This is a genomic window from Enterobacter sp. AG326, from assembly GCF_004362415.1.
GTDB lineage: Bacteria > Pseudomonadota > Gammaproteobacteria > Enterobacterales > Enterobacteriaceae > Enterobacter > Enterobacter asburiae.
This window is the reverse complement of sequence record NZ_SNXG01000004.1, coordinates 297,113-323,390: the sequence shown is the minus strand read 5'-3', so window position 1 is coordinate 323,390 and position 26,278 is coordinate 297,113. Positions and strand designations below refer to the sequence as shown.

The window sequence follows — 26,278 nt, the reverse complement described above, 5'->3', positions numbered from 1 at the left end:
CTGAATTTGCGGCGGCCTGGAGAAAGGGTAATTCTGATAGTGAAGGATCCGACATTACTAAGTGAGCGTTGTATCTAATCCTGGGGGCAGGTCACTGGAGTTATCTTTCAACGAGTTGATTCTATCTAAATTATAAGACTCTTTATCTTCGAACTCTCTGATAGCCCTCTCGGCAGCTAAGTTTTCGGCTTCAGCTGCATCTAACTCATTCTGGTATCTTTTGATTTTAGATAATATAGTTTTTTGTTGTTCTTTTATGATATTCATCTCTCGATCTATTGATTTGAGTTGAGATACCATTTCCCCTTGGTTCACGCCAAAGTCTTCGGCAGAATGTCCACACATTGGGCATTCATTCATTTTAATTTTATCTTCAAGGGTCTCAATAATATGACTATCTTCGTTTCCACACATAGCACATCTACATTCACTCAATGATGCCTGTATCAAGGGGTGATGCTGAAAAGAAGTGATTTTCTTTACACGAGATGAAAATATCTTATTATATTCTATCTGTAGACTGGCTAGAGTTGCACTATGGTCGGCCCAATTTAATTGCGATTCTTTCAATTCATTCTGTTTTTGGTTTAATCTTTCTTGTGTTAATGCAAGATATTCTTTAAGTTCATCATGTTTAATATTTAATTCCGATTCAAGAATGCTATTGCTTTCATTATCATCTTGTACTAGGCTTAATAAATTATTAATTCTATTTGTTATTTGCCGGGCTGAATATTTTGCATTTCGGCCTCTGGAGCTTTCTCTTTCCATTTCTTTCTGCAATTTATCTGCTTCTTGAGCTTCTGAGGGGTCGGTGCCAAAAGCGAGATAAAGAGCATTGGTTAATACATTTGAATCCCACATTAATAGATGTCTGGACTCATCAAATAAAGATATAAAATGAATTAAAAAAACAAATTGAGTGAAATCATTTAGCCCAGTTAGCTTCCTGATTTCATCTTGGTATATTTTATTTATTTCAACGCCATTTTTTTCGACATATTCTGAAATTGCACCAGAGTTTTTATCTTTGATTATAAGTTTTTTGAATTTGTTAGCGCTAAAGAAATTTCGTGTAATTTTTAAAATGTAGTTATCCCATTCTAAAGTTACACTAATACTTGCTGTTTCTCTTTGATGTTCAGCTACTCTACCATTAAAATACTCTTCGGTTTCCTTTACCTTTGATATATTTTTAAAATAATCATTAGCGGAGAGAAATTTCCGGGTTGATGTCGGAATAGCTCCAGTTATGGCGAAGATAATAGAATTCAAAAATGTGGATTTTCCTAATCCATTAGCACCGATAAGGCAGAAAACATTTTTTTCTATATCAACTGAAATATTTGGTTCATTTGTATACAGATCGAAATTTTTGAAAGAAGCATTTGTTATCTTAGGTAAAAATATTTTATAACCTGCATCATTGTTGCTCATTTATTAATTCCTTCTAATTAAAATATTTTCTCAAAAACTAAGCAATGTTCGGAAAGCTCTAGCTTGCCACCATTTTGAGAACTACTCCGCATAGAGCGAATTGCTCCTCGATTGACTAATTGGAAACCTAAATCAGCGACGCTTTCTTGAAGTATGGTAGCTACATCAATATGAACATCAGCATATCTGCTATCACCTATAGCAACTATGGCATGATGACCATTATCTAATATTCTCTTAAATTCAAAGAAAATATTGTATAGATCATCAAAATAATACGTGACCATTTCTGGGATGTTTTTATTCCACAAAATAGCTCTTTTTCTTTCTAACTCTGAAATAGTCTCAGATAGAGTTGATGATTTTGCTGTGAAATTTGATTTATTCCATAAAGATTGAACATGTGATCTAAATGTTCTATTACGAAGTGCTTTGTTGTCATTTGCTGATTTGAGATAATCAAGCATCCATAATTCAAGATTGTAGACATCAGTATAATCAAAAGAGTTAGGATACGGGGGAGAGAAGATGATAGCATCAGCTTTTTTTATTTTTGGAAGCAATTCTCTCGTATCACCACGTAATATAGCATGCTGCCCTTGAGGTAACCCTGAGAACCGCGTAATATCTGCACATGCCTTATCTACAGCAATATCCAAAGAGCTAATAACATCGCTACCGCTTTTGTATTGACTCGTCCAATTTTTTCTATACCGACGACCTTTGCCATTAATTACAACATTACTATTTTCTACTAATACTGAGCCTAAGAGCACACGCAATAATCTTCCAAATTCTAATGGTAAATTATAAGAGTTCCGCAAAATAGCTCTAATCGTTTCATATGCACTAATGCTGAATACATAACGATCTTTAACCCCTGGCTCAGTTAGTGTTCTTGGCATACCTTCAGTTAGAACACGATCTTCATTTAATATAATAAGATTATTAATGATTTTTTCATAGAGTTCTACAAATTGAGCTGTATTAATAGGTGTAAGTTTGGCTTCAATTAAATCGGCTAAAAAAGGATTAACCTCAGTACCAATAGAATTAATACCAAGCATTCTACAAGTAACAGCGGTTGTTCCACTCCCTAGAAAGGGATCTAAGCAAGTGTCAACTTTATAAGGTAGTGCCCCCAAAGTATCTGCAACAAACTTGGGAGAAAAGGCCTCTTTAAACTTAAACCAACGCTGAAAGGGTAAATTCGAAGTTCCCTGATTTGATGAAGTCGGAGCACTATCCCGGTACTCTGAAAGCCAATCGATTACATCCTGTTCATGCAACTTAGAAGAGATCAACCTCTTCGAATTATGCACAGTCTGCTCAAGTTCAGAGTTCCAAAACTCCATCATACCTTTCCCTTAAAAATATATATAAAACAATTAGTTAACCTCATTGCCTTTCTGGTAAAGGCGATCGCCTATTTTAGTCATATTTCCTGATTTTTGAAAGGCAAACCTCGCGGTTGGGTCAAAAATTATCCAGTGTGTTTCTCACTTTTGATTAGCTGGTCATGTGTATAGCTACTATCATCGATAAGTGAGGCTAGAGTTAGGTTATAATGATAGATCAGTACGGACATTTGAAAGCCTAAGCTGGACTTTTTCGATAAGATCGCACTGAATCGCCACGGGTGAAGTTGAGCTGACTAAAGTGATGAATTACTGAACTCACTTACTCCGTGTCGATTAGCACCGCCTGATAATCATGCGGCGCTTTTTCGTAATATCCCATTCAGCCATGTCTCATCCCTGTCCGGGCGGTTATCCTGAGTCGTCCACAGCGAAGCTATCTCAATCCCCGGAACCTCCCTCAGCAATGCACGCAACCCCTCTTCATCCAGATCCGTAAACCGTCTTTCACCCTGCACGCGTTCACCATTGCCATACTTAAAGGACACATACCAGACGCCGCCAGGCTTAAGCGCATCCGCAAGCTTCTGCATCACCGCAGGCAACTCAGAAGAGGGGACATGCAGCAAAGAAGCACAGCACCAGATCCCATCGTACTGCGCTTTACCGTCGATCTCTGAAAACGTCATCAACTGCACGGGTAACCCCGTATGTTGCTTTGCCAGTTCCATCATCGCGGAAGAGGCATCAAAAGCATCCACCTGATAACCCATCTCATGAAAGGCTTTTACGTCCCGGCCAGAACCGCAGCCCGCATCCAGAACCCGCGCACCGTGAGCCAGATGTTGGGTAAAGGCCTCGTAAAGCGAGGTCATATCGACATTGACCGTACCATCGAAGAAATCCTGCGCGTGGTTCTGATAGTAGTGAAGTGTCATTAAAACGTTGCCTCGTCTTCCGCGTTGGGTTTCCAGGTATGGATCAGTTTGTCCAGCGCAGCCTGCCAGTTACGCTGAAGAAAGCTTTTCCGTGCTTCAGGACGCTGCCCTGTCTGTAGAACAATCGTCTCATGTAACGGCAGTTTGCTTTGAATAAAATACTCATTGCGGGTGTGTAACCTCTGCAGATACCTGAGAGCGGGCAGGTGCGCTGATTTACCACGATTACAACACCGGCAGGCCAGCACTAAGTTCCATACGCCGTTAACATTGGTAATCTCGTTGCGGGCAGCCCATGGAACAAAGTGGTCGACATCTGCCAGTTCTGCGTCTCCCGGCACCAGACTGATGGGCTTGAAGCAGTAAAAACACCGTCCTTTCTGGTAACCATTCAGACTGTCGCGACAGCTGGTGATGTCTACGCGACGCGCGTTCACCCTCGTGAACAACAGCTGATTATCTTCGTCGAACTCCACGCCCACAAGGTTACGTGAAATCCCCATAGACCAGGCCTGTTCTACCAGGTTCCAGCGGGCATTTGTTTCAAAGGCGAGGTTTTTATACTGCAGGCGTTCGCCCAGTAAATAGAAGTTATCCGTCAGGCGGATTCCGTTGTTAGTTTTACGCTCATCAAGGAAAAAACGTTTATCGATCTCGCCCTGGTTCACGTAATGAAAGGCATCAATCACATTGTTAAAGCCAAGGCGCACCGTCGCTTCAATGAGTTGGGCATGGGTGATTTCACCTCTATTAAACTTCAGGCAGGTTTCCAGAAATTGACTGCTGCGGGAGGTGATCTGTTTTGGCGCATGCTTCAGGTGCTCGCAAAGATAGCGGCTGAACGGCACGGCAAGCTGGTCGAGCGTAATCAAATCGCTGCCCGTTTTATCCACTTCATACAACGCTGAGGCCAGAGCAAATTTGTAAGATGCGACGTTCCTTCCAAAGAGGATCACGCCACGCCAGTAGTTCTCAAGCGTCGGATCGGCCTGATAAAATTCCATCGATGAAGTCCTGTTACGGTTGGCTGGGCAGGGCGTTACTAAAGCCTGTAACAAGATCACATAACAAAATCAGGGTGATGTAAATCGTTAATCTATAGGTTTGATGAATTTTTGTGGGATCTGAGAAGAAGGGCTGGATGCGACGGATTTGTCGTTAAAGGTAATTTAGCGAAAGAATAGATTTCTGGATGAGGCAAATAGAAATGATTTTCAAACCTGCGATTCCCAGTATCACACCAACCCCTATTTCCTGAGTCCCCCTCGTATTTCCCAAATTTACCCATCGCAAAACCGCTGTATTTATATTCAGCTCTGTATAATAGGCAGCAGTAATTACGCCAGTCGGAAAAACGCCTCTTCATGGGGATGTCCTCATGTGGCTTATGAAGACATTACTAACATCAGGGAGCAGGCCACTCTGCCAGCGGTTCGGTCTCACCCCTGAGGGTACATGGTCAACTTGATAAACTTTGCTTCCTGACGCACCTCTGATGTTACCGCCTAACGGCCTTACACGTTGTCTTACCACCAACGGGCTATTGTCTGAAAATCAGAGGTCTCCCGGAAGAAAACCTTCTTATGTCCGATTGCGTAGGAGTACGATAAGCCAACAAATCATTATAGATAAAAGGGGTATCTATGGCTCTACATGGAAGGTTCGTAATTAATGATGCGTACTACTCCCCGTTATCGTTTCCTGGTATAGGCACGTTTTTAGCATTCTCTGGTAATGGTGCCTACCGTAATCGTGGGGCATGTGGAATGATCCCCAAAGAGGGGCCAGTACCAGCGGGTAAATACTGGATTGTTGACCGCCCTCAAGGTGGACTCAAGTCACAGCTAAACACAGTGGGAAGAGACATTTATAATCACTTCGCCAATGGTGCAACATTCAAACATTCTGAATGGTTCGCATTATGGCGTGATGATTGGGGGATCGACGATTACACATGGATTGAGAGCGTTCAGCGTGGCAATTTCCGTTTGCATCCAGGCGTATTATCAGAAGGTTGTATCACTCTCCCACATGATTCTGATTTTGCCATGTTGCGTAATGCTCTGTTGAGAAGCCAAAGAATAGATGTTCCTTGCATGAGGAAGCTACAGGCATACGGCACGATTGAGGTGATCTCCAATGGCAAAACATGCCCTTAGTTTATTCATCAAGATAGTGCTGTTCGCTGTTGTTGTGCTGATCGTTGCTGAAATGGTTCCGTATGATGGATTAGTTAATTCTATTACGAGGCTTTTTGATTTCCAGAGCGCCGACAACTTTACCCGCTTCATTTTGGGTGAACCTGATTTAGAAGTTTGGGAGTCGTTAAACGACTATTTTAGCATCTTAATCAATACATTAATCAGCGTACCTGCCATGAGCGCCATTACCACGGCGTACAGTGGCGCGACACACAAAGTTAGTCCAGCAGGCATCCCCAGAGAGTGGTCCAGTTCCACATTGCGACGGTTAGCTAAAATCTTCGGGTTTACCTTCCTGTTTTGGGCGTTGTTTCGCTTGCTGCCTTATCAGTCTTTATTCCCGGATCAAACGTATTCAAATTTCACAATGGCGGCGATTGTGGGCTTTCAGTTGCTCTTAACGATTGTTTGCTACTGGTTCATCACGAAGAAAATCACAACTAAAAGGAGTTTGTAAAATGCCTATTCCGGCTTACATGTGGCTTAAGGACGATGGCGGCGCAGATATTAAAGGAGCTGTAGACGTTCAGGATCGTGAGGGGAGTATAGAGATTGTTGGCTTTAGTCATGGTCTGAACATTCCAGTAGACAGTGCCAACGGGAAGATTACTGGTAAGCGTTCACATTCTCCGATGATGATTGAAAAGGAGTTTGATAGCTCCAGCCCGTATCTATACAAAGCCGTTGCCACCGGTCAAACGTTGAAAAGTGCGGAAATTCGCTGGTATCGCATTAACCATGCAGGACAAGAAGAGTGCTACTTCGTCATGACCATTGAGGGCGTGAAAGTGACGGGCATTAACCCAGGGATGCCAAACGCTAAAATGGCAGGAAACTCGCAGATCAACCACATGGAATCTGTTTCCCTGATGTATGACAAAATCACCTGGCGTTATGTTGATGGTAATGTCCAGTATACGGACGATTGGAACGTAAGAGCGTAACAAATAGAAAGGAGGCATTGAGTGCCTCCTCTTTATTAACGCTTATCCCCTCAAGGGAGCCTGTCCGTAATTCTGTGTAACTGCCATCGTATTAAAGGTGATTGCTCAGTCGGTCACCGAACTTGATAATAAAATGACTCATTGCCAGCCCGCAGATCGGCGAATGGTTGCTCTGAGGTCCATGCGGCCACTCATCTTATATTCTGATAGTCCTCGCTGCGTAATTTCCCTGACTCAACCCTTTTCCTGAATCTCCCTCGCAAATTTCAAATTTATCCCACGCCAAACCGCTGTATTTATATTCAGCTCTGTATAATGAGTACCAGAAATTACGCCGAACGGCAAAGGAAGTATCAAGGAATATTTAAAGAGAGAATTCGCGATATGAAGGTGCTGCAACACCCCCATACCGCTAACCACAACCAACTATCGAGGAGTTGAAAATGGCTGCGACGAATTTTAAGCCAGAGTTTACTGTTTGCAAAACAGAATCAGACGCTTTCACCGGCATGATTGAAAACCGCGAGCTGGTACGCAAAAACAGCGCCCGCCGACTTCACGGCAACCAGACCAACGCGGCACCCATCCATCCCCGCGCAGAAACGCCGCAGGACAGTGCCGCCTGCTGCGAACTGTATGCTCGCATAGACATGAAATATCTTCTGCTAGGCGGGGACTGGTTAACCCGTGCAGGCTTTATAGACGGCATGCCCGTGAAAATCCGCGCCATGAAAGACTGCATTGTGATTACACCACAGCATACAAGAGAATTATGGGGATGCCTGGAAGGTATGAGTGTGGTGAATATAAATAAGCAGAAAGTCGCGCAGTGGTTGAAGACCTTCCCGGGCGCGCTGAATGATACGGGTGATGTTCCGGTGATTAAGCGTGGCAGTGGGCAGGCTGTTTAAACTTCAAACCAGTATGCACGGGCATGTGAGCGCATGCCCGCACTACGCTAAAAGTCACTCAATCATGATGTATTTGTTCTTTCACAGCCTTAACCAGAACAGCATGGAGTTCGCCAACGGTTAAATCGCGTATCACAGGTTCCGGAATGCCTCGTAGCCTGCGAATCAAGCGGAAGATACCAAAGTAATCTATGCCCTCGGTGCTAAAAAGAAACTCGTTTTCAGCGAGGGAAAAAGTTTTCTCAAAGCCATCTTCGTCAATGACGAGCGTAACGCCAAACGCTTTCTCGCAGTCTTCAATCTGGGCAACGCCATCCATGCCGCAGATATCAAGATCGTCTTCGATTAGGTTGTTCTCAACAATAACGTATGCGTTTATTAATAGATCGAGTTAACGCCTGGAACTGAACATCGAAGGTCCAAAGAAAACCAAAACAACCAACACAAACATCCCAATGATTTTTAGCGGCCAGGGTTCGAATACATCAAAGCACACAATTGCGCCTATAACTAATAGTGGTCCCCCCAATACTTCCAGTATTCCTTCTAAGATAGATAACTTATGAGGCAATACACGATTCAGTAAAACACAAGTAAGGTGTGTGCCTCCTAAAATAATGATTATAGCTAGAGTGCATTCTTTCCAGTTATCAGAGATACCTAAGCAAATGAGGCACAGTGCAATCACAAAAACACACAGTAACGTATTCAGCATGGAAATAATTAACTTACTCATATCATTTTACGCCGCGCATTAAAGATTTAAAGAATCCATGAATATAGCATTCTTGGAAGAATGATAAACGACATTGGCTAATAATGGATCTAATGCTTTATTGCGCCTCGTTTATTTCCGTATATTCGATTTAGCGGCTTCGTACTCTTCCCCCGCACTCCACCGCTAAAACTACTTTAACTAAACACCGGCACCCCCAGCCCAACCTTCACCTCCCTCAACGTCGCCTGCGTCACCCCCTGCGCCCGTTCCGTGCCGCGCTTCAGCATCGCCATCAGCTCTCCCTTGTCCTGCATATACATCGCCCTCCGCTCCCGCATCGGCGCAATCAGCTCCTGCAAACACGCCTCCAGCTCGTTCTTACAAACCCGGTCACCCAGCCCGCCCGCCTGATAGTGCGCCTTCATCGCCGCCACTTTCTCCTTGTCAGGGTGAAACGCGTCCAGGTACGTAAACACCACGTTCCCCTCAATCTGCCCCGGGTCGCTCACCTTCAGGTGGTTCGGGTCGGTGTACATGGCGCTCACCGCACGGTGGATCGTCTCTTCGCTGGCCGAAAGGTGCAGCGTGTTGCCGAGCGATTTCGACATCTTGGCGCTGCCGTCGATGCCGGGCAGGCGGCTGGTGTCGCTCAGCATCGCCTTACAGTGGCGCAGCACCGGGGCGGGCAGCAGGCTGTTCATCTTGTGCACAATCTCGTTGGTCTGCTCAATCATCGGCAGCTGGTCGTCGCCGACGGGCACGCACTCGGCCTTAAACGCGGTGATGTCCGCCGCCTGGCTGATGGGGTAGGCCATAAACCCGACCGGCAGCGAGCGGGCAAAGCCCTTCTGCGCAATCTCGTTTTTCACCGTCGGGTTACGCTCCACGCGGGCGACGGTGACGATGTTCATATACAGCATCGTCAACTCGGCGAGGGCGGGCAGGGCGGACTGCAGGCAGATCGTGGTCAGGTTCGGGTCGATGCCGGCGGCGAGGTAGTCGGCCAGCACTTCGGGGATGTTGTCGCGGATCTTCTGCGGGTTGCTGCCGTTGTCGGTCAGCCCCTGCAGGTCAGCAATCAGCACAAACTGGCTGTGCGTCTGCTGCAGCGCCACGCGCTGGCGCAGCGATCCGACGAAGTGGCCGAGGTGGAGCGGGCCGGTTGGACGGTCGCCGGTGAGGATGGTTGGTGCGTTCATAAAGACTCCTTAATGTGCAGTTGCCGAAAGGGATCTTAGAAATGTGAAAGCCGCCTTTCGGCGGCTATCTGAAAATGGGGAAAACTACTCCGTGCCGCCTTTAAGAAGGCAGCCACCAGCGGTTTACGGTGAGCACGGCGTGGTTTATGTTCATGCTTTTACCGTATCACGTCCGGCGCGAAAAACAAAAGGGCACGTCATGCTGCAATCTCTCAACCACCTGACCCTCGCGGTCAGCGACCTGCAAAAAAGCGTCACCTTCTGGCACGAGCTGCTGGGGCTGACGCTGCACGCCCGCTGGAATACCGGGGCCTATCTCACCTGCGGCGATCTGTGGGTCTGCCTGTCGTACGACGAGGCGCGCCGGTACGTGCCGCCGCAGGAGAGCGACTACACCCACTACGCGTTTACCGTGGCGGAGGCGGATTTTGAACCGTTCTCGCAAAGGCTGGAGCAGGCTGGCGTCACCGTCTGGAAGCAGAACAAAAGCGAGGGGGCGTCGTTCTATTTTCTCGACCCGGACGGGCACAAGCTGGAGCTGCACGTGGGCAGCCTCGCCGCGCGGCTGGCGGCGTGTCGCGAGAAGCCCTATTCGGGCATGGTGTTTGCCTCAGACGAGGCTTGAGGCGCGTACCTTCAGCCTGCCCGCCAGCGTCACGTGCGTGGCGGCATCTTCCTGATTGCACAGGTACTCCACCGCCAGCCGTCCCAGCTCGCTGTAGGGCAGCTGGATACTGGTCAGCGGCGGGGTGAGCTGCTCGGAGATCTTCTGGTCGTCGTAGCCCGCCAGCAGCATGTTCTGCGGGATGCGCACGCCGTTCACCGCCAGCGCCTGATAGCAGCCAATCGCCAGCCAGTCGCTGGCGCAGAAGATGGCGTCCGGGCGCTCGGCCAGTTCCAGCAGGGAGGTCGTCGCAGTAAAGGACTCGCTGAACTGCCAGTTGGTCTGGCGCAGCAGGCCGTCGTCGCACGCGAGTCCGGCCTGCTGCAGCGCGGCCTGGTAGCCCGCCAGACGCTGGCGCGAGGCCTCCATCCAGCTCTCGCCGGTGATGTGGGCGATGCGCGTGGCCCCGCAGGCGATGAGGTGTTTAGTCACCTGAAAAGCGTTGGCGTAGTCGTCCGGGATAAACGACGGCAGCAGCGGCGAGCCGGGGTCGCGCTGGTTGAGCAGCACCAGCGGGATGCGGGTGCAGTCCTGGAACGCCGTCATGTCCACCAGCGTGGTGACCGGAGACGCGAGAATAATCCCGATGCAGTTGCGCTTCTCCAGCTGGCGGATGATGTTCAGCGCCAGCTCGATGTCGTCGCCGTAGTCGTAGACGGTGAGCAGGGTCTCGTTGCGCCACGCCGCTTCCCGCGCCTGGCTGATGGCGTCGATAAACGGGTCGAAGCTCTGCATGGAGCTGACCAGCAGGGCGATCTCTTCCTGGTTGCGCGGGGCTTGAACGGTGGGGAGGCGGTCGTAGCCGAGCTCGGTGGCAACGCCAATCACCCGCTGGCGGGTGTCGTCGCTGAGCTTGATGTTGCGGGACTGGTTAAGCACCAGCGATACCGTCGCCTGCGACACGCCCGCCGCCCGCGCAATATCGTTCATCGTCACTTTCGTTTTTCGCTTCATCCGTCCTCTCCCTTTCGCGACTTCGCATCATACCCTAACCGCACGCTTTAGCGCCGTCGATCACGTTTCTCATTCATCGAAGCGTGAACTTTGTGAGGGGCATCGCTTTTCTTCACGCCATGATTTGCGCATTTATCCTGCAACTAATATTTATTAGCTAAATATTATCAGTAAGAGGACGCGTAATGAAAGAGCAGTGGAGCAGGGAGCAGGCACAGGCGTGGTATGAGCAAAAAGGCTGGCTGTGCGGGTTTAACTATCTGCCGTCGACGGCGGTGAACTGGACCGATATCTGGCAGCAAGAGACCTTCGATGCCGCCACCATCGAGCGCGAGCTGGGCTGGGCGGCGGAGGCGGGCTACAACACCCTGCGCATCAACCTGCCGTTTATCGTCTGGGAGCACGATCGCGACGGGCTGATGGCGTGCATCGACCGGTTTTTGATGATTGCCGACGGCCGCGGCTTCAGCACCATGCTGACCCTGATGGACGACTGCGGCTTTTCCGGCGACGAGCCGTACCTCGGCCCGCAGAAGCCGCCCGTGCCGGGCAAGCACAACAGCCAGGCGGCGGCGAGCCCGGGGCGCGACAAGGTGTGCGATCCTGACTGCTGGCCGCAGATTGAGCGCTATATCCGCGACGTTGTTCGCCAGTTCCGCGAGGATAAGCGCGTGCTGCTTTGGGATCTTTATAACGAGCCGGGCAACCGCGGCATTTTCGCGACCGGCACGCAGGAGGTGCAGTACGACGCGAAGCTGGAGACCTGCGCCCACGCGCTGATGAAGCTGGCGTTCCAGTGGGTGCGTGAAGAAGACCCTACCCAGCCGCTCACCGTCTGTGCGTGGCGTCTGCCGCCGGAGGAGGAGGGCGAGACGTTCTTCCGGCATCCGCTGGACCAGACCGCGCTGGCGCTCTCGGACGTCGTGAGCTTCCACGCCTACACCCACACCGGGCGCATGACGGCGATTATCCAGCAGCTGCAACAGCTCGGTCGCCCGCTGTTCTGCACCGAATGGCTGGCGCGCCACGTGGGCAGCACCATCGAAGAGCAGCTTCCGCTGATGTACGCGGCGAAGGTCGCGCCGTACCAGTGGGGCCTGGTGCGCGGCAAAACCCAGACGTGGCTGCCGTGGCCGGTGGTGATGAAGGAGTCCACGGACTACTGCCGCCTCTGGTTCCACGACGTGTTCGAGGAGAACGGCATCCCGTTCTCGCGCCGTGAAATCGCATTAATGCAGCAGCTGCGCAAGATCGCCCCGAAAGTTCAGGGCTAATAATATCGACCCGGCGGACCACCGCCGGGCAACCAGGCAGGCATATAACAATGGCAACGACAATGAAAATACCGTCTCGCGAGTTGTGGTCTTATTTTGGCTATGGTTTAGGTCAGTGTTTTAGCTTTGGTTTAGTGGGTTCGTTTATTAACTATTTTTACACCGACGTGCTGGGGATCTCGGCGCTGGCGGCGAGCACCATCTTCCTGATTGCCCGCGCGTGGGACGCGGTTCACGATCCGCTGTTTGCCAGCATTATGGACACCATTAACAGCCGGTTCGGCAAGTTTCGCCACTTTTTGCTGATCGCCCCGCTGCTGATCACCGGCGTCACGCTGCTGTCGTTCTATAAAATCGAAGCGGACATGACCACCAAAATCCTCTACGCCGGGGTGACCTACATCCTGTGGGGGACGCTGTACGCCATCTCCGATATCCCGTTCTGGTCGATGTCGTCGGTGATGACCAACGACTCCGCCCAGCGCACCCGCGCGGTGACGGCGGCGATGCTCGGGGTAAACGCGGGGATTGCCTGCGCCAACATCTTCTTCCCGAAGCTGGCGGCGTTCTTCGCCCAGTACAGCAACGATAAAGGCTACTTTATGGCGGCGCTGGTGATGATGCTGGTGGGCCTGCCGCTGATGCTCAACGGCTTTATGCAGATCAAAGAGCGCGTGCCGCCGAGCCCGGAGAAGGTGACCATCCGCGACACCTTCCACAACCTGCGCCAGAACAAGCCGCTGTTTATCGTCCTGCTGTCGTTCTTTTTCTGCGTGTTCCACAACGTGGCGGGCGGGCTGTATATCTACTTCTTTATCAACAACCTGGGTGACGGCAGCCTGCAGATGGCGATTGGCGTGATGGGGATCGTGGCGGCGGTGCTGTGCCTGGTTGCCCCGATGCTGACGCGCCGGATGCAGAAGCGGAAGCTGTTTATGATCCTCTGCGGGCTGGACGTGGCGGTGCGCGTGGTGATGTGGTTTGTCGGGTATCAGCAGGTGACGATGCTGTTTATTCTGCTCGGCCTGAGCACGCTGTTCGTGATGATGACCAACATCCTCACCTCATCGATGATTGCCGACACCATCGAGTACGCGGAGTACCACACCCACAAGCGCTGCGCGGCGATCACCTTCTCCGGGCAGACCTTTACCGGCAAGATGTCGGTGGCGGTGGGCGGCGGGTTAATCGGCGTGTTTCTGACGATGGTTGGCTACGTGCCGCAGGCGCAAATTCAGAGCGAAGGCGTGCTGTCGGGGCTGTTCTTCGGGATTTGCCTGCTTCCGGCGATTGGGTCGCTGATCCGCATCGTGTTTATGTCGCGCTTTACCTTTACCGAGGAGAAGCATGCGGAGATTTGTCGGCTGCTGGCGGAGCGGAACGCGTCTGCGAAAGCGCCGGGTGGCAGCTGCGCCTTACCCGGCCTACAGGACCAGCCCTTGTAGGCCTGATAAGCGAAGCCCCATTAGGCTTCGCTTTTAAAGACTTACAGCGACTTCACAAACGCCAGCAGGTCTTCGTTGAGCTGGTCCTGGTGGGTCAGCGCGAAGCCGTGCGGCGCGTTGTCGTACACCTTCAGCGTGGCGTTTTTAATCATCTCCGCCGCCAGCTTGCCGGTGCTTTCAAACGGCACGATCTGGTCGTTGCTGCCGTGGATCACCAGCGTCGGCACGTCGATTTTCGCCATATCCGGGCGGAAGTCGGTTTCGCCGAACGCGGTCACGCAGTCGATGGTGCCCTTCAGCGACGCCAGCAGGGCGATGTTCAGCGTCTGGGTCAGGGCTCCTGCGGAAACGGTTTGCCCGGCGTTGATGCCGTAGAACGGCGTCGCGAAGTCGCTGATGAACTGGGCGCGATCTTTACGCAGTCCGTCGCGAATGCCGTCGAACACGCTCTGATCCACGCCCTGCGGGAAGGAGTCGGATTTGCCGAAGATTGGCGTCACCGCGCCCAGCAGCGCCAGACCGGCCACGCGCGCGCTGCCGTAGTTGTTGATGTAACGGGTCACGTCGCCGCCGCCCATGGAGAAGCCCACCAGCGTTACGTCCTGCAGGTCCAGGGTGGTGATCAGGTCGTTAATGTCGGACGCAAAGGTGTCGTAGTCGTAGCCGTTCCACGGCTGATCCGAGCGGCCAAAGCCGCGACGGTCAAAGGCGATGGCGCGGAAGCCGCGCTCGGCCAGGTAGTTCAGCTGGCTGTCCCACATGTCGCCGTCCAACGGCCAGCCGTGGCTGAAGAGAACCGGTTTGCCCGCGCCGCCGTCCTTGTAGTAAATCTGCGTGCCGTCTTTTGCCTTAAACGTTGCCATAGTGTGTTCCTGTGCAGGTGATGGTTATGGTTATACCGGCGCGACCAGGTAGCGAATTGCCGGTGATGTTGTGCCCTGATGAAAAGCCAGAACGCGGCTCTGCAGCAGGAGGTCATTCATGGTGTGGCGCTCCTGCTGGCGCAGATGCTCAATCCACGAGCCCATCAGGAAGGTCTCGATAAACAGGCCGGGACGCTCAATATCCTCGTATACCGCCCAGCTCATCGCCCCGGCGCGGCGGCGCACCCGGCGCAGCTCGTGAACCGCCTCCAGGAAGGCCTTCGTATTCTGCGGGTCGATGATGTACTCGTGCGACACCAGCACCGGGCCGCGCTCGTTGGGCAGGTCAATCTCCACGCCGTCCAGCGGCTGGCCGCTGAGGTCGAGGTTCAGATCCGGATCTTTCCCCAGCTTCCAGCGGAACACCGTCGCGCTCGCCAGCACCATCCCCAGCGTGGCGACAACCAGCGAGGTCGGGGTGCCGAAGCGGGAAGCGATCTGCCCCCAGATGGCGCTGCCCGCGGTCATCGAGCCGAAGAACACCGTCAGGTAGACCGCCAGCGCGCGGGCCTTCACCCAGCGGGCGGCGCTGCGCTGCGCGCCGAGGTTCAGTGTTGAGAGCACCGCAATCCACGCGAAGCCGGTGAAAAACTCAAACAGGTTGAGCAGCCAGACGTGGCGCACGAACGCCAGCGCCAGCATGGTGAGGGCAAAGGTCAGGCTGGCGGCCACCATCAGGCGGTCGGCGTCCAGCCGCTGGCGCAGGCGCGGCAGCAGGATCGCCCCGGCAATCGCACCCAGGCCAATGCACGCCAGCATCACGCCGTAGCCCGCCGGGCCTAAGCCCAGCTCGCGGCGCGCCACCAGCGGCAGAAGCGCCCAGCCCGCGCTGCCGAAAACGAAGAAGGCCATGGTGCGCACCAGCACGTTGCGCAGCACCGGCGCGGCGTGCACGTAGCGGATGCCGGAGCGCACCGCGGAGAAGAAGTGCTCCGGCGGCAGGCGCTGCACGGACGGCGCCGGACGCCAGCGCCACAGCACCCACGCCACGCCGACCACGGAGAGCGCGTTCAGGGCAAACACCATCCACGGCCCGGCGAGCGAGAGCAGAAAACCGCCCAGCGCGGGGCCAATCGCCCGGCTGATGTTCACCCCGAGCGAGTTCAGCGCCACGGCGGCACCCAGCTCCGGCTTGCTCACCAGATCGGGCACCACGGCCTGGAACGGCGGCGAGCTCATCGCCGCGCCCACGCTCAGCAGAAACGTCGCCACCAGCAGAACGGCGGGGGTAACGTGTCCGGTGAAGGAGAGCACCGTCAGCCCGGCGGCGGCGATGAACACCCACAGCTGGGAGAAGAGCAGGTATTTACGTCGGTCGACGATGTCCGCCATCACCCCGGACGGCAGGGCGAAAAGGAACATCGGCAGGCTGCTGGCCGCCTGCACCAGCGCGATATCCAGCGGGTCGGCGCTCAGGGTCAGCATGCTCCAGTTGATGCCGACGTCGCTCATCCATGAGCCGACGTTAGAGACCACCGTGGCGATCCACAGCATGCGGAACACCGGCTGGCTCAGCGGCTGCCAGGGAGAAACCGTCGATGCGGGCGTCGTCTCGACGTGTGCGTCGCGAACGTCGTTAACCTGGGTCATACGAACCTCTCCGCTGTCTTACGCTGCAGCCGCCACTGGCCCGGCCCGGTGAGGGCGAGGGTGGTGAAGATAATCAGCAGCAGCCAGCCAAACTGCCCTTCGGCAATCGACCAGTTCGGGTGGACCGCCAGCATCGCCACCAGCAGCACGGCGATAATCGGCAGACACGCCAGGCGGGTGTACACGCCCGCAATGATAAACAGCGGGCAAACCACCTCGGCGACAATCGCCGGGATCAGGCTGGCGTAAGGCCCGAAGCCGAACGGATCTTCAATGCGCGTCAGCTCTTCGCTGAAGTGCAGCACCTTCGGCAGGCCGTGCACGTACAGCAGCAGCAGGCTGCCGGTCAGGCGCAGGAAGAACAGCCCCAGGTCGACCCGGGGCTGAGCAAAGGTGTTTTTCATCAGAATGCAAAGCAGCTGCAGCCCAGCGCCCCCCAGAAAGCGTTATCGTCGGACACCGGCATCTCTGACGTGCGGGCGAAATCATGCTGGTGGCTGTGAACCCCGCACGGGCCGCTGCAGTGATGGATGGCGCTCATCCCGACGCGTGCGGCCTGCGGCGGCGCGCTGCGGTAGTGGCCCGGTACCTTCACCACCGGGGACCACTCGGGCAGAACCGGAATGGCCGGCGGCGCGAGCGGGCCAAAGCTGCCAGCGGCGTAAACGATGTCGCCGTTGACCACCGTCAGGACGGACTCGATGCCCTTGATCTCCTCTTCCGGCACGCGGAAGTAGTCTTTGCTCAGCACCGCCAGATCGGCGAGCTGGCCGACCTTAATCTGCCCCTTCTGGTTCTGCTCGCTGGAGAACCACGCGCTGCCCTGGGTCCAGAGCATCAGGGCGGTATCGCGGTCCAGACGGGCGCTGTGGTCGTACATCTGCATCCCGCCGACGGTGCGGCCGGAGACCAGCCAGTAGAGCGCGGTCCACGGGTTGTAGCTCGCCACGCGGGTGGCGTCCGTCCCTAAGCCCACCGGCACGCCGGTCTCCAGCATTTTCGCCACCGGCGGCGTGTGGCGGGTGGCTTCGAGGCCGTAGCGCTCGGCAAAGTATTCCCCCTGGAAGGCCATGCGGTGCTGGACGGCAATGCCGCCGCCGAGCGCTTTGATGCGGTCGATGTTGGCCTGGGTAACGGTTTCCGCATGGTCGAAGAACCAGTGCAGGCCGTTGAACGGTATGTCGCGGTTCACCTTCTCGAAGACGTCCAGCATGCGGCTGATGGATTCGTTATAGGTGGCGTGCAGGCGGAACGGCCAGCGGTGCTCCACCAGATGGCGCACCACGCGCTCCAGCTCGTCCTCCATGCCCGGCGCGAGGTCCGGGCGCGGCTCGAGGAAATCTTCAAAATCGGCGGCGGAGAAGACCAGCATCTCGCCCGCGCCGTTGTGGCGGAAGAAGTCGCTGCCCTGGCCCGGCGTGAGCATGTCGGTCCATTTTTCAAAGTCTTCCAGCTCGTGGCCCGGACGCTGGGTAAACAGGTTGTAGGCGATGCGGATGGTCATCTGCTTTTTCTCGTGCAGCTCGGCAATCACCTCGTAATCTTCCGGGTAGTTCTGGAAGCCGCCGCCCGCGTCGATGGCGCTGGTCAGCCCCAGACGGTTCAGCTCGCGCATGAACTGGCGCGTGGAGTTGACCTGCTGCTCCAGCGGCAGCTTCGGCCCTTTGGCCAGCGTGGCGTAGAGGATCATGGCGTTCGGACGGGCAATCAGCATCCCGGTCGGATTGCCGTTGGCGTCGCGCTGGATCTCTCCGCCCGGCGGGTTCGGCGTGTCCTTGGTGTAGCCGACCACCTTCAGCGCGGCGCGGTTGAGCAGGGCGCGGTCGTACAGGTGCAGGATGAAGACCGGGGTGTCCGGCGCGGCGTCGTTGATTTCGTCGAGGGTCGGCATGCGGCGCTCGGCAAACTGGAACTCGGTCCAGCCGCCCACCACGCGCACCCACTGGGGCGACGGCGTGCGCAGGGCCTGCTCTTTCAGCATCCGCAGGGCGTCGGCCAGCGACGGCACGCCTTCCCAGCGCAGCTCGAGGTTGTAGTTCAGCCCGCCGCGGATCAGGTGCAGGTGCGAGTCGTTCAGGCCGGGGATGGCGGTGTGGCCTTTTAGGTCGACCACTTTGGTGCCGTCGCAGTGGTGCTGCATCACCTCGGCGACGGTACCCACTTCCAGAAATTTTCCGTCGCGCACGGCAACGGCTTCCGCGACGGGGTTCTCGCGATCGACGGTGTGAAACTGGCCGTTAACCAGAATGAGATCGGCTTTACCGAGGGTAACCATAAACTGCTCCTGACTGAGAGGGGAATGGTCAGGATTATGGGAACCGGTTTCGGCAAAGATCCAGTTATACAATAGGATAGGTATACCAAAGTATAACTATACCTAAGGTTAACTATACGAAGAGATAATTACGCCCAAGGACGGAAAACCGCAGGATGAGGGTGATTTTATCGTCGCGGCGCTCGCGGCGATTTCACCCTTAACCACTGGAAAATGCTATGACCTCTTCAAAGCTCGAAGTGTTAACCCCTGCGAACTGTCAGATCATCTTTATCGATCACCAGCCTCAGATGGCGTTTGGCGTACAGTCTATTGACCGCCAGGTGCTGAAAAACAACACCGTGGCGCTGGCGAAAGCGGCCAAAGTGTTCAACATCCCGACCATCATCACCACCGTTGAGACCGAAAGCTTCTCCGGTAACACCTATCCGGAGCTGCTGGATGTGTTCCCGGGCCAGGACATTCTGGAGCGTACCTCCATGAACTCCTGGGACGACCAGAAGGTGCGCGACGCGCTGAAGGCCAACGGCAAGAAGAAGGTGGTGGTTGCCGGTCTGTGGACCGAAGTGTGCAACAACAGCTTTGCCCTGTGCGCGATGCAGGAAGGCGACTACGAAATTTACATGGTGGCGGATGCGTCCGGCGGCACCTCCAAAGAAGCCCACGACTACGCGATGCAGCGCATGATCCAGGCTGGCGTGATCCCGGTGACCTGGCAGCAGGTGATGCTGGAGTGGCAGCGCGACTGGGCGCGTAAAGAGACCTACACCGCGGTGATGGATATCGTGCGCGAGCACTCCGGCGCGTACGGCATGGGCGTCGATTACGCCTACACCATGGTGCACAAAGCGCCGTCTCGCCAGAAGAGCGAGCACCGCACCTTAGCGCCGGTCCCGGCTCGCTAAGTTCCGCTGGCGGGCTGGTCCCTCATCCGGCTCGCCGCTGCCTCTTTCTCTGGAGTTCACAATGAGTACTGGGCTGATATCCCTTGCGGCAGGCGTGTTGATTGGCCTGATGTATGCCGTGCTGAAGGTACGCTCCCCCGCGCCGCCCGCGCTGGCGCTGATTGGCCTGCTGGGGATGCTGGCGGGTGAACAGGCGACGCGCCATCTGTTATTCCGCGACGGCGCGCCGCCGCCTCCGGTGACCGTTCCGCAGGCCAAATCGCAGACGGGAGCGTCGTCATGAAAGCATGGATAATTTCGCTGGTGTGCGGCGTGGTTGCTGGGGTAATTTACGCCCTGCTCGACGTGCATTCCCCGGCGCCGCCGGTTGTCGCCCTGCTTGGCCTGTTTGGCATGCTGGTGGGCGAACAGCTCATCCCGGTGGGACGGCGTTTACTGAGTCGCGAACCGCTTACCCTCGCCTGGTTTCGTCACGAATGCGTGCCGAAAATCAGCGGCACGGCGCCCCCTGCGCCCGCGAAGGACGATCGCGACGTTTAATGATTTGTGAGAGGAAAGACAGCATGACGCTGCCGTGGCGCATTGCCATCATTGATGACGAACGATCCGTCCGCAGCGGGCTGAGTAATCTCCTCGAGTCGGAAGGCTATTCGGCCGATACGTTTGACTCGGCAGAGGTGTTTCTGAGCCATCCTTTCGCCCTGTCCGGCGCGGCGCTGGTGATCACCGATATCAAGCTGCGGGGCATGAGCGGCCTGGAGCTGTTTGAAAAGCTGCGGCTGCTGGCCGTACCGCCTCCGCCCGTGCTCTTTATCTCCGGTCATGCTGATGAAAATATGCAGCGGTACGCTCTTGATCTGGGCGCCGCTGCATTTTTGCGTAAGCCTATTAACATAGATATTCTGCTGGATCATATTCAGCGGGAGATGGCCCGCCGACAATAAGGATCGCGGATGAACGAACACGAGCAGCCTGCATTCTGGCCCGCCCAGGGGAATCTTCACCAGGGGCGGGTTTTTGTCCTTAAAGAGGATGTGATTTTTACCGTGCTGGCGCAGGAGGGCGGAATCGCCTGGATGCACGCGCGACATCCTCACTCCGGCGGCTCGTTCATTATCGCCACCGCGGTGAGCGACGAAGAGGAAGAGCGGGCCACCCGGCTGCTCAAAAACGAGTTTGCGCTGCGCGACGTGCTGCAGGACAGCTGGGCCATCCGCGCCGTTGCCTCCACCCAGTACCGGGGGCGCTTCGCGCTGGTGTACGCCCCGTTTTCGTTTGAGCTGCTGGCGCGGCGCGCGGGCAGGGCGATCTCGGGCATCACGCGCTTTCTCGAGATGGCGATCCAGATCTGCGTTCCCCTGCGCCAGATGCACCTGCAAAACCTGATCCACGGCGATATCAAGCCCGGCAGTATTTTTGTTCATCACGATGCCACCTGCCGTCTGGGCAGCTTTGGCCTTTCCAGCAGTCTCTCCGATGCCGTCACCCAGACCCGGCTTGCCGTTTCAGGCGGTACGCCCGCGTATATGTCGCCGGAGCACACCACCCGCACCCAGCGCCCCGTCGACGGCCGCAGCGATCTCTACAGCCTCGGCATGGTGCTGTATGAGCTCCTGACCGGACGCCTGCCGTTTGAGCTGGGGGAGAACGATCGGGACAACTGGGCGCACTACCATATTGCCTCGGCGCCGCTGGCCCCGGACGCGATCCGCCCGGACGTGCCGGGAATGCTGTCGACCATCATCCTGAAGCTGCTGGAAAAGAATCCCGATAACCGCTACCAGACGGTCGACGGGCTGATTGCCGACCTCCGCCGCTGCCAGGCGACGCTGACCTGCGAGGGCGAGATCGTCGCCTTTACACCCGGCCAGCAGGACCGCACCCCGGCGATCCATCTGGCGGACTCCCTGTTCGCGACGCATCCGCAGGCGAACGACGTCATTGCCGCGTTTGAGCGGGTGGGGCAGAGCCTGGTGCCGGAACTGGTGACGATCGGCGGGCCGTCGGGGATCGGCAAGTCCTCAATTATCGCGACGGCGCTTAAAACGCTGCAGCAGCGCACGGTGCTGCTGGCGGTGGGCAAAGTCGACCAGTTTTCACCGTCGCTCCCCTATGGCGTATTAAGCTCCGCGTTCCGCACCCTGACGCTGCACCTGCTGGGGCTGCCCGCAGAGGACGTGGCGAAGTGGAAAATCCGCCTGTCTCGCGCCCTGGAGGGGCACGAGGCGCTGGCCGTCAGCCTGGTGCCCGAGCTGGGCCTGCTGCTGGAGAGCAAGCCGCGCTTCTCGGCGGATACGTTTTCTATTGATGCCCGGGCGCGCTTCAGCCATATGGTGCTGGCGCTGGTAAAAACCTTTGCCTCGCAGGGTTGCCCGCTGGTGCTGGTGCTCGACGATCTCCAGTGGAGCGACGCCGCCAGCCTGCATACGCTCAAATATCTGCTGATGAACTGCGGCGCTGTTCCCCTGCTGGTGGTGGCGGCCCACCGGGATATCAGCGCCGTGCCCGACGCCGCCCTGCAGGCGCTGCTGGCGTGCCTGCCGGAGGCGGCGCAAAACGCGAGCGAGATTGTCCCGCAGGCGCTCTCGGTTAAGGCGGTGGCGCGCTGGCTGGCGACGGTATTTCGCACCCGCAGCGCGGCGACGACCGACCTCGCCACGCTGATCCACGAGAAGACGGGCGGCAACCCGCTCTTTGTGCACGAGTTTTTCCGCCGCATCGTCGATGACGGCCTGGTGGTGCACAACAAATATCAGGACAAGTGGCACTACGATCTGCAGGCGATCCGCGCCAGGCATTACACCGAGAACCTCGTCACCCTGGTGCTGGAGCAGCTTGAAGAGCTGCCCGACGAGACGCGCCGCCTGCTGGGCAGCATCGCCTGCCTCGGCGGCACGGGCGAGATGGAGATGATCTGCCGCGTGGTCAGCATGTCGATGGCGGAAATGCGCTATGCGCTGCACCCGGCGGTGATGGCCCAGCTCATCGTGCTGACGGAAAAAAAGTACGCCTTCACCCACGACCGGGTGCAGGAGGCGGCCTTTGCGCTGCTGGAACGGCATGAGAGAAGCCATATTCACCTGACCACCGCCAGCCTGCTGGCCGACGCCGCGCGTCAGGCGGCGGGGAACGAGCTGCTGTTCCGCGCCGTTCACCACGTCACGGCCGCACTGGACAGCATCCAGCCCGCCCCGCAGCGTGAGATGTTCCGCGAGCTGAGCCTGCTGGCCGCGCGGCGCGCGAAGCGTTCGGGAGATTACCTTTCGGCGCTCGGCTATATCCAGACCGCCAGAGCGCTGGGCAACGCCGGGACGGTGTCGGACTTTATGCTCGACATCGAAGAGGCGGGCTGCGAGTTTGCGCTGGGGCATCTGGAGCGCACCCGCGAGCTGTGTGACGCCATTCTCGGCTGCCCCGGCGGGCTGACCGAAAAGGCGCTGGCGGCCAATCTGCTGGTGGAGGTGTACATTCGCCAGTCGGACAGCCGTCTGGCGCTGGAGGCGGCGCTCTGCTGGCTGGGGATTTTTGGGATCCAGATTAGCCGCTATCCGGAAGATGCCGACTGCGACGAGGCCTGGGCGCTCTTTTGCAACCGCACGGCCGACGCGCCGCAAAGCCGCTATGCCCAGCTGTCGCGGATGGATAACCCGGAAACCGAAGCGGTGATGAACCTGCTGTACAGCGCCAGCATTTGCGCCAGCTTCATCTGCCCGCGCCTGCACTTTTTGCTGCTCTGCCGTATGATGCACCTGACCCTCGACCACGGCATTACCGGTGCCTCGACCACGGCGATGGCCTGGTTTGGCGTGCTGATTGGCCACCGCTACGCCGAATACCGCCTCGGGTTTAAGTACGGCACCCTGGCCCGCGAGCTGGTGAATCGCCACGGCTACGACGCGTTCGAAGCTAAAACCCTGCTGCCGCTCGACCAGCTCAGCGTCTGGACCCAGCCTTTATCGTTTACCATCGAGTGCGCGAAGGCCTGCTTCACCTCGGCGGTGACCCACGGGGATATGACGATGGCCTGCTTTGCGGCCTGCCACCAGGTGATTAACTTCCTCTCGCGGGGCGATCACCTGGACGGGGTGCTGACCAGCATCGATCGCGGCCTGGCGTTCGTGCGTAAAACCCACTTCCAGGACGTGGAAACCATTTTGATGGTCCAGCGCGGCTACGTTGAGTTTCTGCGCACGCCGGTCATCGGCACCTGGACCGCGTCGCAGGTGCTGCCGGAGGCGCTGCTTCCCGCGTCGCCGGAGCAGGCGCCGGAGAAGAACTCCACCATGCTGTTCTGGTACTGGCTCTACCGCGGCATGGCGCACTTTACCTGCGGCGAATATGCCGACGCGCAGGCGGATCTCGAGATGGCGGGCTGGTACGCGTGGTCTGCGCCGGGCCACATCCATCTGCTGGATTACCATCTCTACAGCGCCCTGGCGCTGTCGCGTCAGCTGACGCCGGAGACCTTCTCGGCGAATCACCGCCGCAGCATTCACGCTCACTACGACAAAATCGCCCTCTGGGCGCGCGTTAATCCCGGTACGTTCGCGGATAAAGAGGCGCTGATCTACGCCGAAATCGTGCGTCTGGACGGGATGAACAGCATTGCGCTCGAGCAGTATGAGAAGGCGGTCCGGCTCTCCCGCGAGGGTGGGTTTAACCCGATCAACGCCCTGGCCCACGAGCTGGCGGGGCGCTTTGCGCTGGCCTGCGGCTACCCGACCGCCTCGGATGCGCACTTCCGCGGCTCGATTGCCGCCTGGGGCCGCGCGGGCGCGCAGGCCAAGGTGCGCCAGCTGGAGCAGGATTTTCCGCACCTGCTGGCCTCCGGGCAGGCCAGCGCCTACGACACGGTGGCGTTCGCCCAGAACGAGACCATCCGCGATCTGCAAAGCGTCATCAAAGCCTCCCGCGCGCTGTCGGAAGAGATTAACCTTGAGCGCTTAATCGAAAACCTGATGACCATCCTGCTCGAACGCGCCGGGGCGCAGCGCGGCCTGCTGCTGCGCGTGAGCGAGAGCCTCATCCCGGAGATCGAGGCCAGCGCCTGGACCAGCACCGAGGGCGTGCGGGTGCGGATCCTGAAAGACGTGCCGACGGCGACCGACCTGCCGCTGTCGGTGCTGGCGGCGGTGATCCGCACCGGGCAGGAGATCCGCACCGGCAGGCCGGAGGAGTTCCATCCCTTCAGTCAGGATCCCTATCTGGTGACCTCGGGGGCGGCGGTTATGTGCGTCCCGATGTTCAAACAGGCGCGGCTGGTGGGCGTGCTGTACCTGGAAAACCGCCTGATGCCGGAGGTCTTCACTGCCGAGCACTCGCGCGTGGTGAGCCTGCTGGGCGCGCAGGCCGCGGTATCCCTGGAGACGGCGCGGCTGTACGCCGAGCTGCTGGCGGAGAACATCCAGCGCCGACGGGTGGAGAAAGAGCTGCGATCCAGCCAGACCTCGCTGATGCTCGGCGAGCAGATCAGCCACACCGGCAGCTGGCGCTGGGAGCTGGAGCAGGATCTGATGTTTGTCTCGGAAGAGTACGCCCGCATTCTCGGCCTGCCCGAACGGCAAAAGATGATCTCCATGGCGGAGTTTTTGACCTTCGTTCATGAGGACGATTACGCCCGCATCAGCGCCATCGTCACCGAGAGCGTGCGCGACGGGCTCTCCATGCGCGCGGAGTTCCGCGTTAAGCGTCCCGACGGCTCAACGCGCTACATCCTCGGGATTGGCGATCCTGTGGGGGTGGGCAGCGAGGTGAACGAGTATTACGGCATCATCACCGATATCACCAGCCAGCGCGCCGCGGAGGATGCCATGCGGGTCGCGCAGGCGGATCTGGCGCGGGTGTCCCGGGCCACCACCGTCGGGCAGCTGACCTCCTCCATCGCCCACGAGATCAACCAGCCGCTGATGTCGATCGTCTCGAACGCCGGGGCGAGCCTCCGCTGGCTCAACCGCGAGCCCGCCCGGCTGGATAAAGTGCGCGAAGGGCTGGAGGAGATCGCCGCGGAAGGCGCGCGGGCGGGGGAGATCATTCGCAGCATTCAGTCCCTGACGCGCAAGCAGGATCCCACCTTCTCGCGCATCGACATGCACTACCTGATCCACCATATCATCACGCTTTCGCGCAGCGAGCTGGAGCAGCGACACATTAGCGTTGATTATCTGTTAAAGGCGCAGGACAGCTTTATCACCGGCGATAGCGTGCAGATCCAGCAGGTGCTGTTGAACCTGGTGATGAATGCGGTAGAGGCAATGGCCGAGGTGAAGGATCGCGCCAGCACCATTACCCTCAGCACCGCCAACGCGGACGGGAAGGTGATCGTCGAGATCGCCGATACCGGGAGCGGCATTGAGCCCGAGCGGCTGGAGCAGATTTTTGACTCGTTCTACTCCACCAAGGCGCAGGGGATGGGGATGGGGCTGACCATCAGCGCCAGCATCATCGAGCGCCACTGCGGGAAGCTGAGCGCGCGCCGCCGGGAGCCGTACGGCACGGTGTTTGCGTTTGCGCTGCCGCTGGCGGCGCAGGAAGGGTAAAGGTTA

At 56.5% G+C, this 26,278-nt stretch carries 23 protein-coding genes; 12 read left to right on the top strand and 11 right to left on the bottom strand.

Features of this window, described 5'->3' with window-relative positions; translation table 11 throughout:
• Positions 1-57: 57 nt before the first annotated feature.
• The 4 genes from DFO52_RS15940 to DFO52_RS15925 form a co-directional block, all read right to left on the bottom strand.
• A complete protein-coding gene (locus DFO52_RS15940; RefSeq protein WP_133550754.1) occupies positions 58-1,437 on the bottom strand; it encodes a hypothetical protein in 1,380 nt (459 codons plus the stop codon).
• Between the two features lie 17 nt (positions 1,438-1,454).
• Positions 1,455-2,795, bottom strand: a complete 1,341-nt coding sequence (locus tag DFO52_RS15935) for a DNA methyltransferase (protein ID WP_133550753.1) — start codon at positions 2,793-2,795, stop codon at positions 1,455-1,457.
• Between the two features lie 353 nt (positions 2,796-3,148).
• Positions 3,149-3,733, bottom strand: a complete 585-nt coding sequence (locus DFO52_RS15930; RefSeq protein ID WP_133550752.1) for a class I SAM-dependent methyltransferase — start codon at positions 3,731-3,733, stop codon at positions 3,149-3,151.
• Positions 3,733-4,737 carry an HNH endonuclease domain-containing protein gene (locus tag DFO52_RS15925; RefSeq protein ID WP_133550751.1) on the bottom strand — a complete coding sequence of 335 codons (1,005 nt, stop codon included), beginning with the start codon at positions 4,735-4,737 and terminating at the stop codon, positions 3,733-3,735. The genes DFO52_RS15930 and DFO52_RS15925 overlap by 1 nt, the downstream gene beginning before the upstream one ends.
• A 639-nt stretch (positions 4,738-5,376) precedes the next feature.
• Between DFO52_RS15925 and DFO52_RS15920 the strand changes: the two genes are divergently transcribed.
• The 4 genes from DFO52_RS15920 (at position 5,377) to DFO52_RS15905 (ending at position 7,789) form a co-directional block, all read left to right on the top strand.
• Complete coding sequence (locus DFO52_RS15920) at positions 5,377-5,892, top strand: DUF2778 domain-containing protein (protein ID WP_010427296.1); 516 nt, start codon at positions 5,377-5,379, stop codon at positions 5,890-5,892.
• Positions 5,873-6,391, top strand: a complete 519-nt coding sequence (locus DFO52_RS15915) for a hypothetical protein (RefSeq protein WP_133550750.1) — start codon at positions 5,873-5,875, stop codon at positions 6,389-6,391. Before DFO52_RS15920 ends, DFO52_RS15915 begins: the two co-directional genes overlap by 20 nt.
• 1 nt (position 6,392) lies before the next feature.
• Entirely contained in the window at positions 6,393-6,878 is a 486-nt protein-coding gene (locus DFO52_RS15910; RefSeq protein WP_008501360.1) for an Hcp family type VI secretion system effector, read from the top strand.
• 443 nt (positions 6,879-7,321) lie between these two features.
• Positions 7,322-7,789 carry a SymE family type I addiction module toxin gene (locus DFO52_RS15905; RefSeq protein WP_133550749.1) on the top strand — a complete coding sequence of 156 codons (468 nt, stop codon included), beginning with the start codon at positions 7,322-7,324 and terminating at the stop codon, positions 7,787-7,789.
• Between the two features lie 58 nt (positions 7,790-7,847).
• On the opposite strand, the gene DFO52_RS15900 is transcribed toward DFO52_RS15905, so the two are convergent.
• Together DFO52_RS15900 and trpS are read right to left on the bottom strand one after the other, a co-directional pair.
• Positions 7,848-8,108 carry a hypothetical protein gene (locus tag DFO52_RS15900; RefSeq protein ID WP_243737945.1) on the bottom strand — a complete coding sequence of 87 codons (261 nt, stop codon included), beginning with the start codon at positions 8,106-8,108 and terminating at the stop codon, positions 7,848-7,850.
• Between the two features lie 593 nt (positions 8,109-8,701).
• Entirely contained in the window at positions 8,702-9,706 is a 1,005-nt protein-coding gene (gene trpS, locus DFO52_RS15890) for a tryptophan--tRNA ligase (protein WP_133550747.1), read from the bottom strand.
• Positions 9,707-9,905: 199 nt separating this feature from the next.
• Between trpS and fosA the strand changes: the two genes are divergently transcribed.
• Complete coding sequence (gene fosA / locus DFO52_RS15885) at positions 9,906-10,331, top strand: FosA/FosA2 family fosfomycin resistance glutathione transferase (RefSeq protein ID WP_133550746.1); 426 nt, start codon at positions 9,906-9,908, stop codon at positions 10,329-10,331.
• Here fosA and DFO52_RS15880 read toward each other — a convergent pair.
• The gene (locus DFO52_RS15880; RefSeq protein ID WP_133550745.1) at positions 10,317-11,324 is read right to left on the bottom strand and encodes a LacI family DNA-binding transcriptional regulator; all 1,008 of its coding nucleotides are present in this window, start codon (positions 11,322-11,324) and stop codon (positions 10,317-10,319) included. The genes fosA and DFO52_RS15880 overlap by 15 nt on opposite strands.
• Positions 11,325-11,509: 185 nt before the next feature.
• Between DFO52_RS15880 and DFO52_RS15875 the strand changes: the two genes are divergently transcribed.
• Positions 11,510-12,598: a cellulase family glycosylhydrolase gene (locus DFO52_RS15875; protein WP_133550744.1), complete on the top strand. Its 1,089-nt coding sequence runs from the start codon at positions 11,510-11,512 to the stop codon at positions 12,596-12,598.
• A 50-nt stretch (positions 12,599-12,648) separates the two neighbouring features.
• A complete protein-coding gene (locus tag DFO52_RS15870) occupies positions 12,649-14,043 on the top strand; it encodes an MFS transporter (protein ID WP_133550743.1) in 1,395 nt (464 codons plus the stop codon).
• A 41-nt stretch (positions 14,044-14,084) separates the two neighbouring features.
• Here DFO52_RS15870 and DFO52_RS15865 read toward each other — a convergent pair whose 3' ends face one another.
• From DFO52_RS15865 to DFO52_RS15850, 4 genes are read right to left on the bottom strand one after another with little or no spacing between them, the layout of a single operon-like run.
• The gene (locus DFO52_RS15865) at positions 14,085-14,906 is read right to left on the bottom strand and encodes an alpha/beta hydrolase (protein ID WP_033144516.1); all 822 of its coding nucleotides are present in this window, start codon (positions 14,904-14,906) and stop codon (positions 14,085-14,087) included.
• Positions 14,907-14,936: 30 nt separating this feature from the next.
• Positions 14,937-16,556, bottom strand: coding sequence for an MFS transporter (locus DFO52_RS15860; protein ID WP_133550742.1), 1,620 nt, complete (start codon positions 16,554-16,556; stop codon positions 14,937-14,939).
• Positions 16,553-16,960, bottom strand: coding sequence for a DoxX family protein (locus DFO52_RS15855; protein WP_133550741.1), 408 nt, complete (start codon positions 16,958-16,960; stop codon positions 16,553-16,555). Before DFO52_RS15855 ends, DFO52_RS15860 begins: the two co-directional genes overlap by 4 nt.
• Positions 16,960-18,831, bottom strand: a complete 1,872-nt coding sequence (locus tag DFO52_RS15850; protein ID WP_029739323.1) for an amidohydrolase — start codon at positions 18,829-18,831, stop codon at positions 16,960-16,962. The genes DFO52_RS15855 and DFO52_RS15850 overlap by 1 nt, the downstream gene beginning before the upstream one ends.
• Before the next feature lie 218 nt (positions 18,832-19,049).
• On the opposite strand from DFO52_RS15850, the gene DFO52_RS15845 reads away from it, so the two are divergent.
• From DFO52_RS15845 to DFO52_RS15825, 5 genes are all read left to right on the top strand, one after another.
• A complete protein-coding gene (locus tag DFO52_RS15845) occupies positions 19,050-19,736 on the top strand; it encodes a hydrolase (protein ID WP_133550740.1) in 687 nt (228 codons plus the stop codon).
• Positions 19,737-19,797: 61 nt separating this feature from the next.
• Positions 19,798-20,019 carry a DUF1427 family protein gene (locus DFO52_RS15840; RefSeq protein WP_133550739.1) on the top strand — a complete coding sequence of 74 codons (222 nt, stop codon included), beginning with the start codon at positions 19,798-19,800 and terminating at the stop codon, positions 20,017-20,019.
• Positions 20,016-20,276 (top strand): XapX domain-containing protein, encoded by a 261-nt coding sequence (locus DFO52_RS15835; protein WP_010427264.1) that lies wholly within the window; start codon positions 20,016-20,018, stop codon positions 20,274-20,276. Before DFO52_RS15840 ends, DFO52_RS15835 begins: the two co-directional genes overlap by 4 nt.
• Before the next feature lie 23 nt (positions 20,277-20,299).
• Entirely contained in the window at positions 20,300-20,680 is a 381-nt protein-coding gene (locus DFO52_RS15830) for a response regulator (protein ID WP_048980640.1), read from the top strand.
• Positions 20,681-20,689: 9 nt separating this feature from the next.
• On the top strand, positions 20,690-26,272 hold the full coding sequence (locus DFO52_RS15825) for an ATP-binding protein (protein WP_133550738.1): 5,583 nt from the start codon (positions 20,690-20,692) through the stop codon (positions 26,270-26,272).
• Positions 26,273-26,278 lie beyond the last annotated feature (6 nt).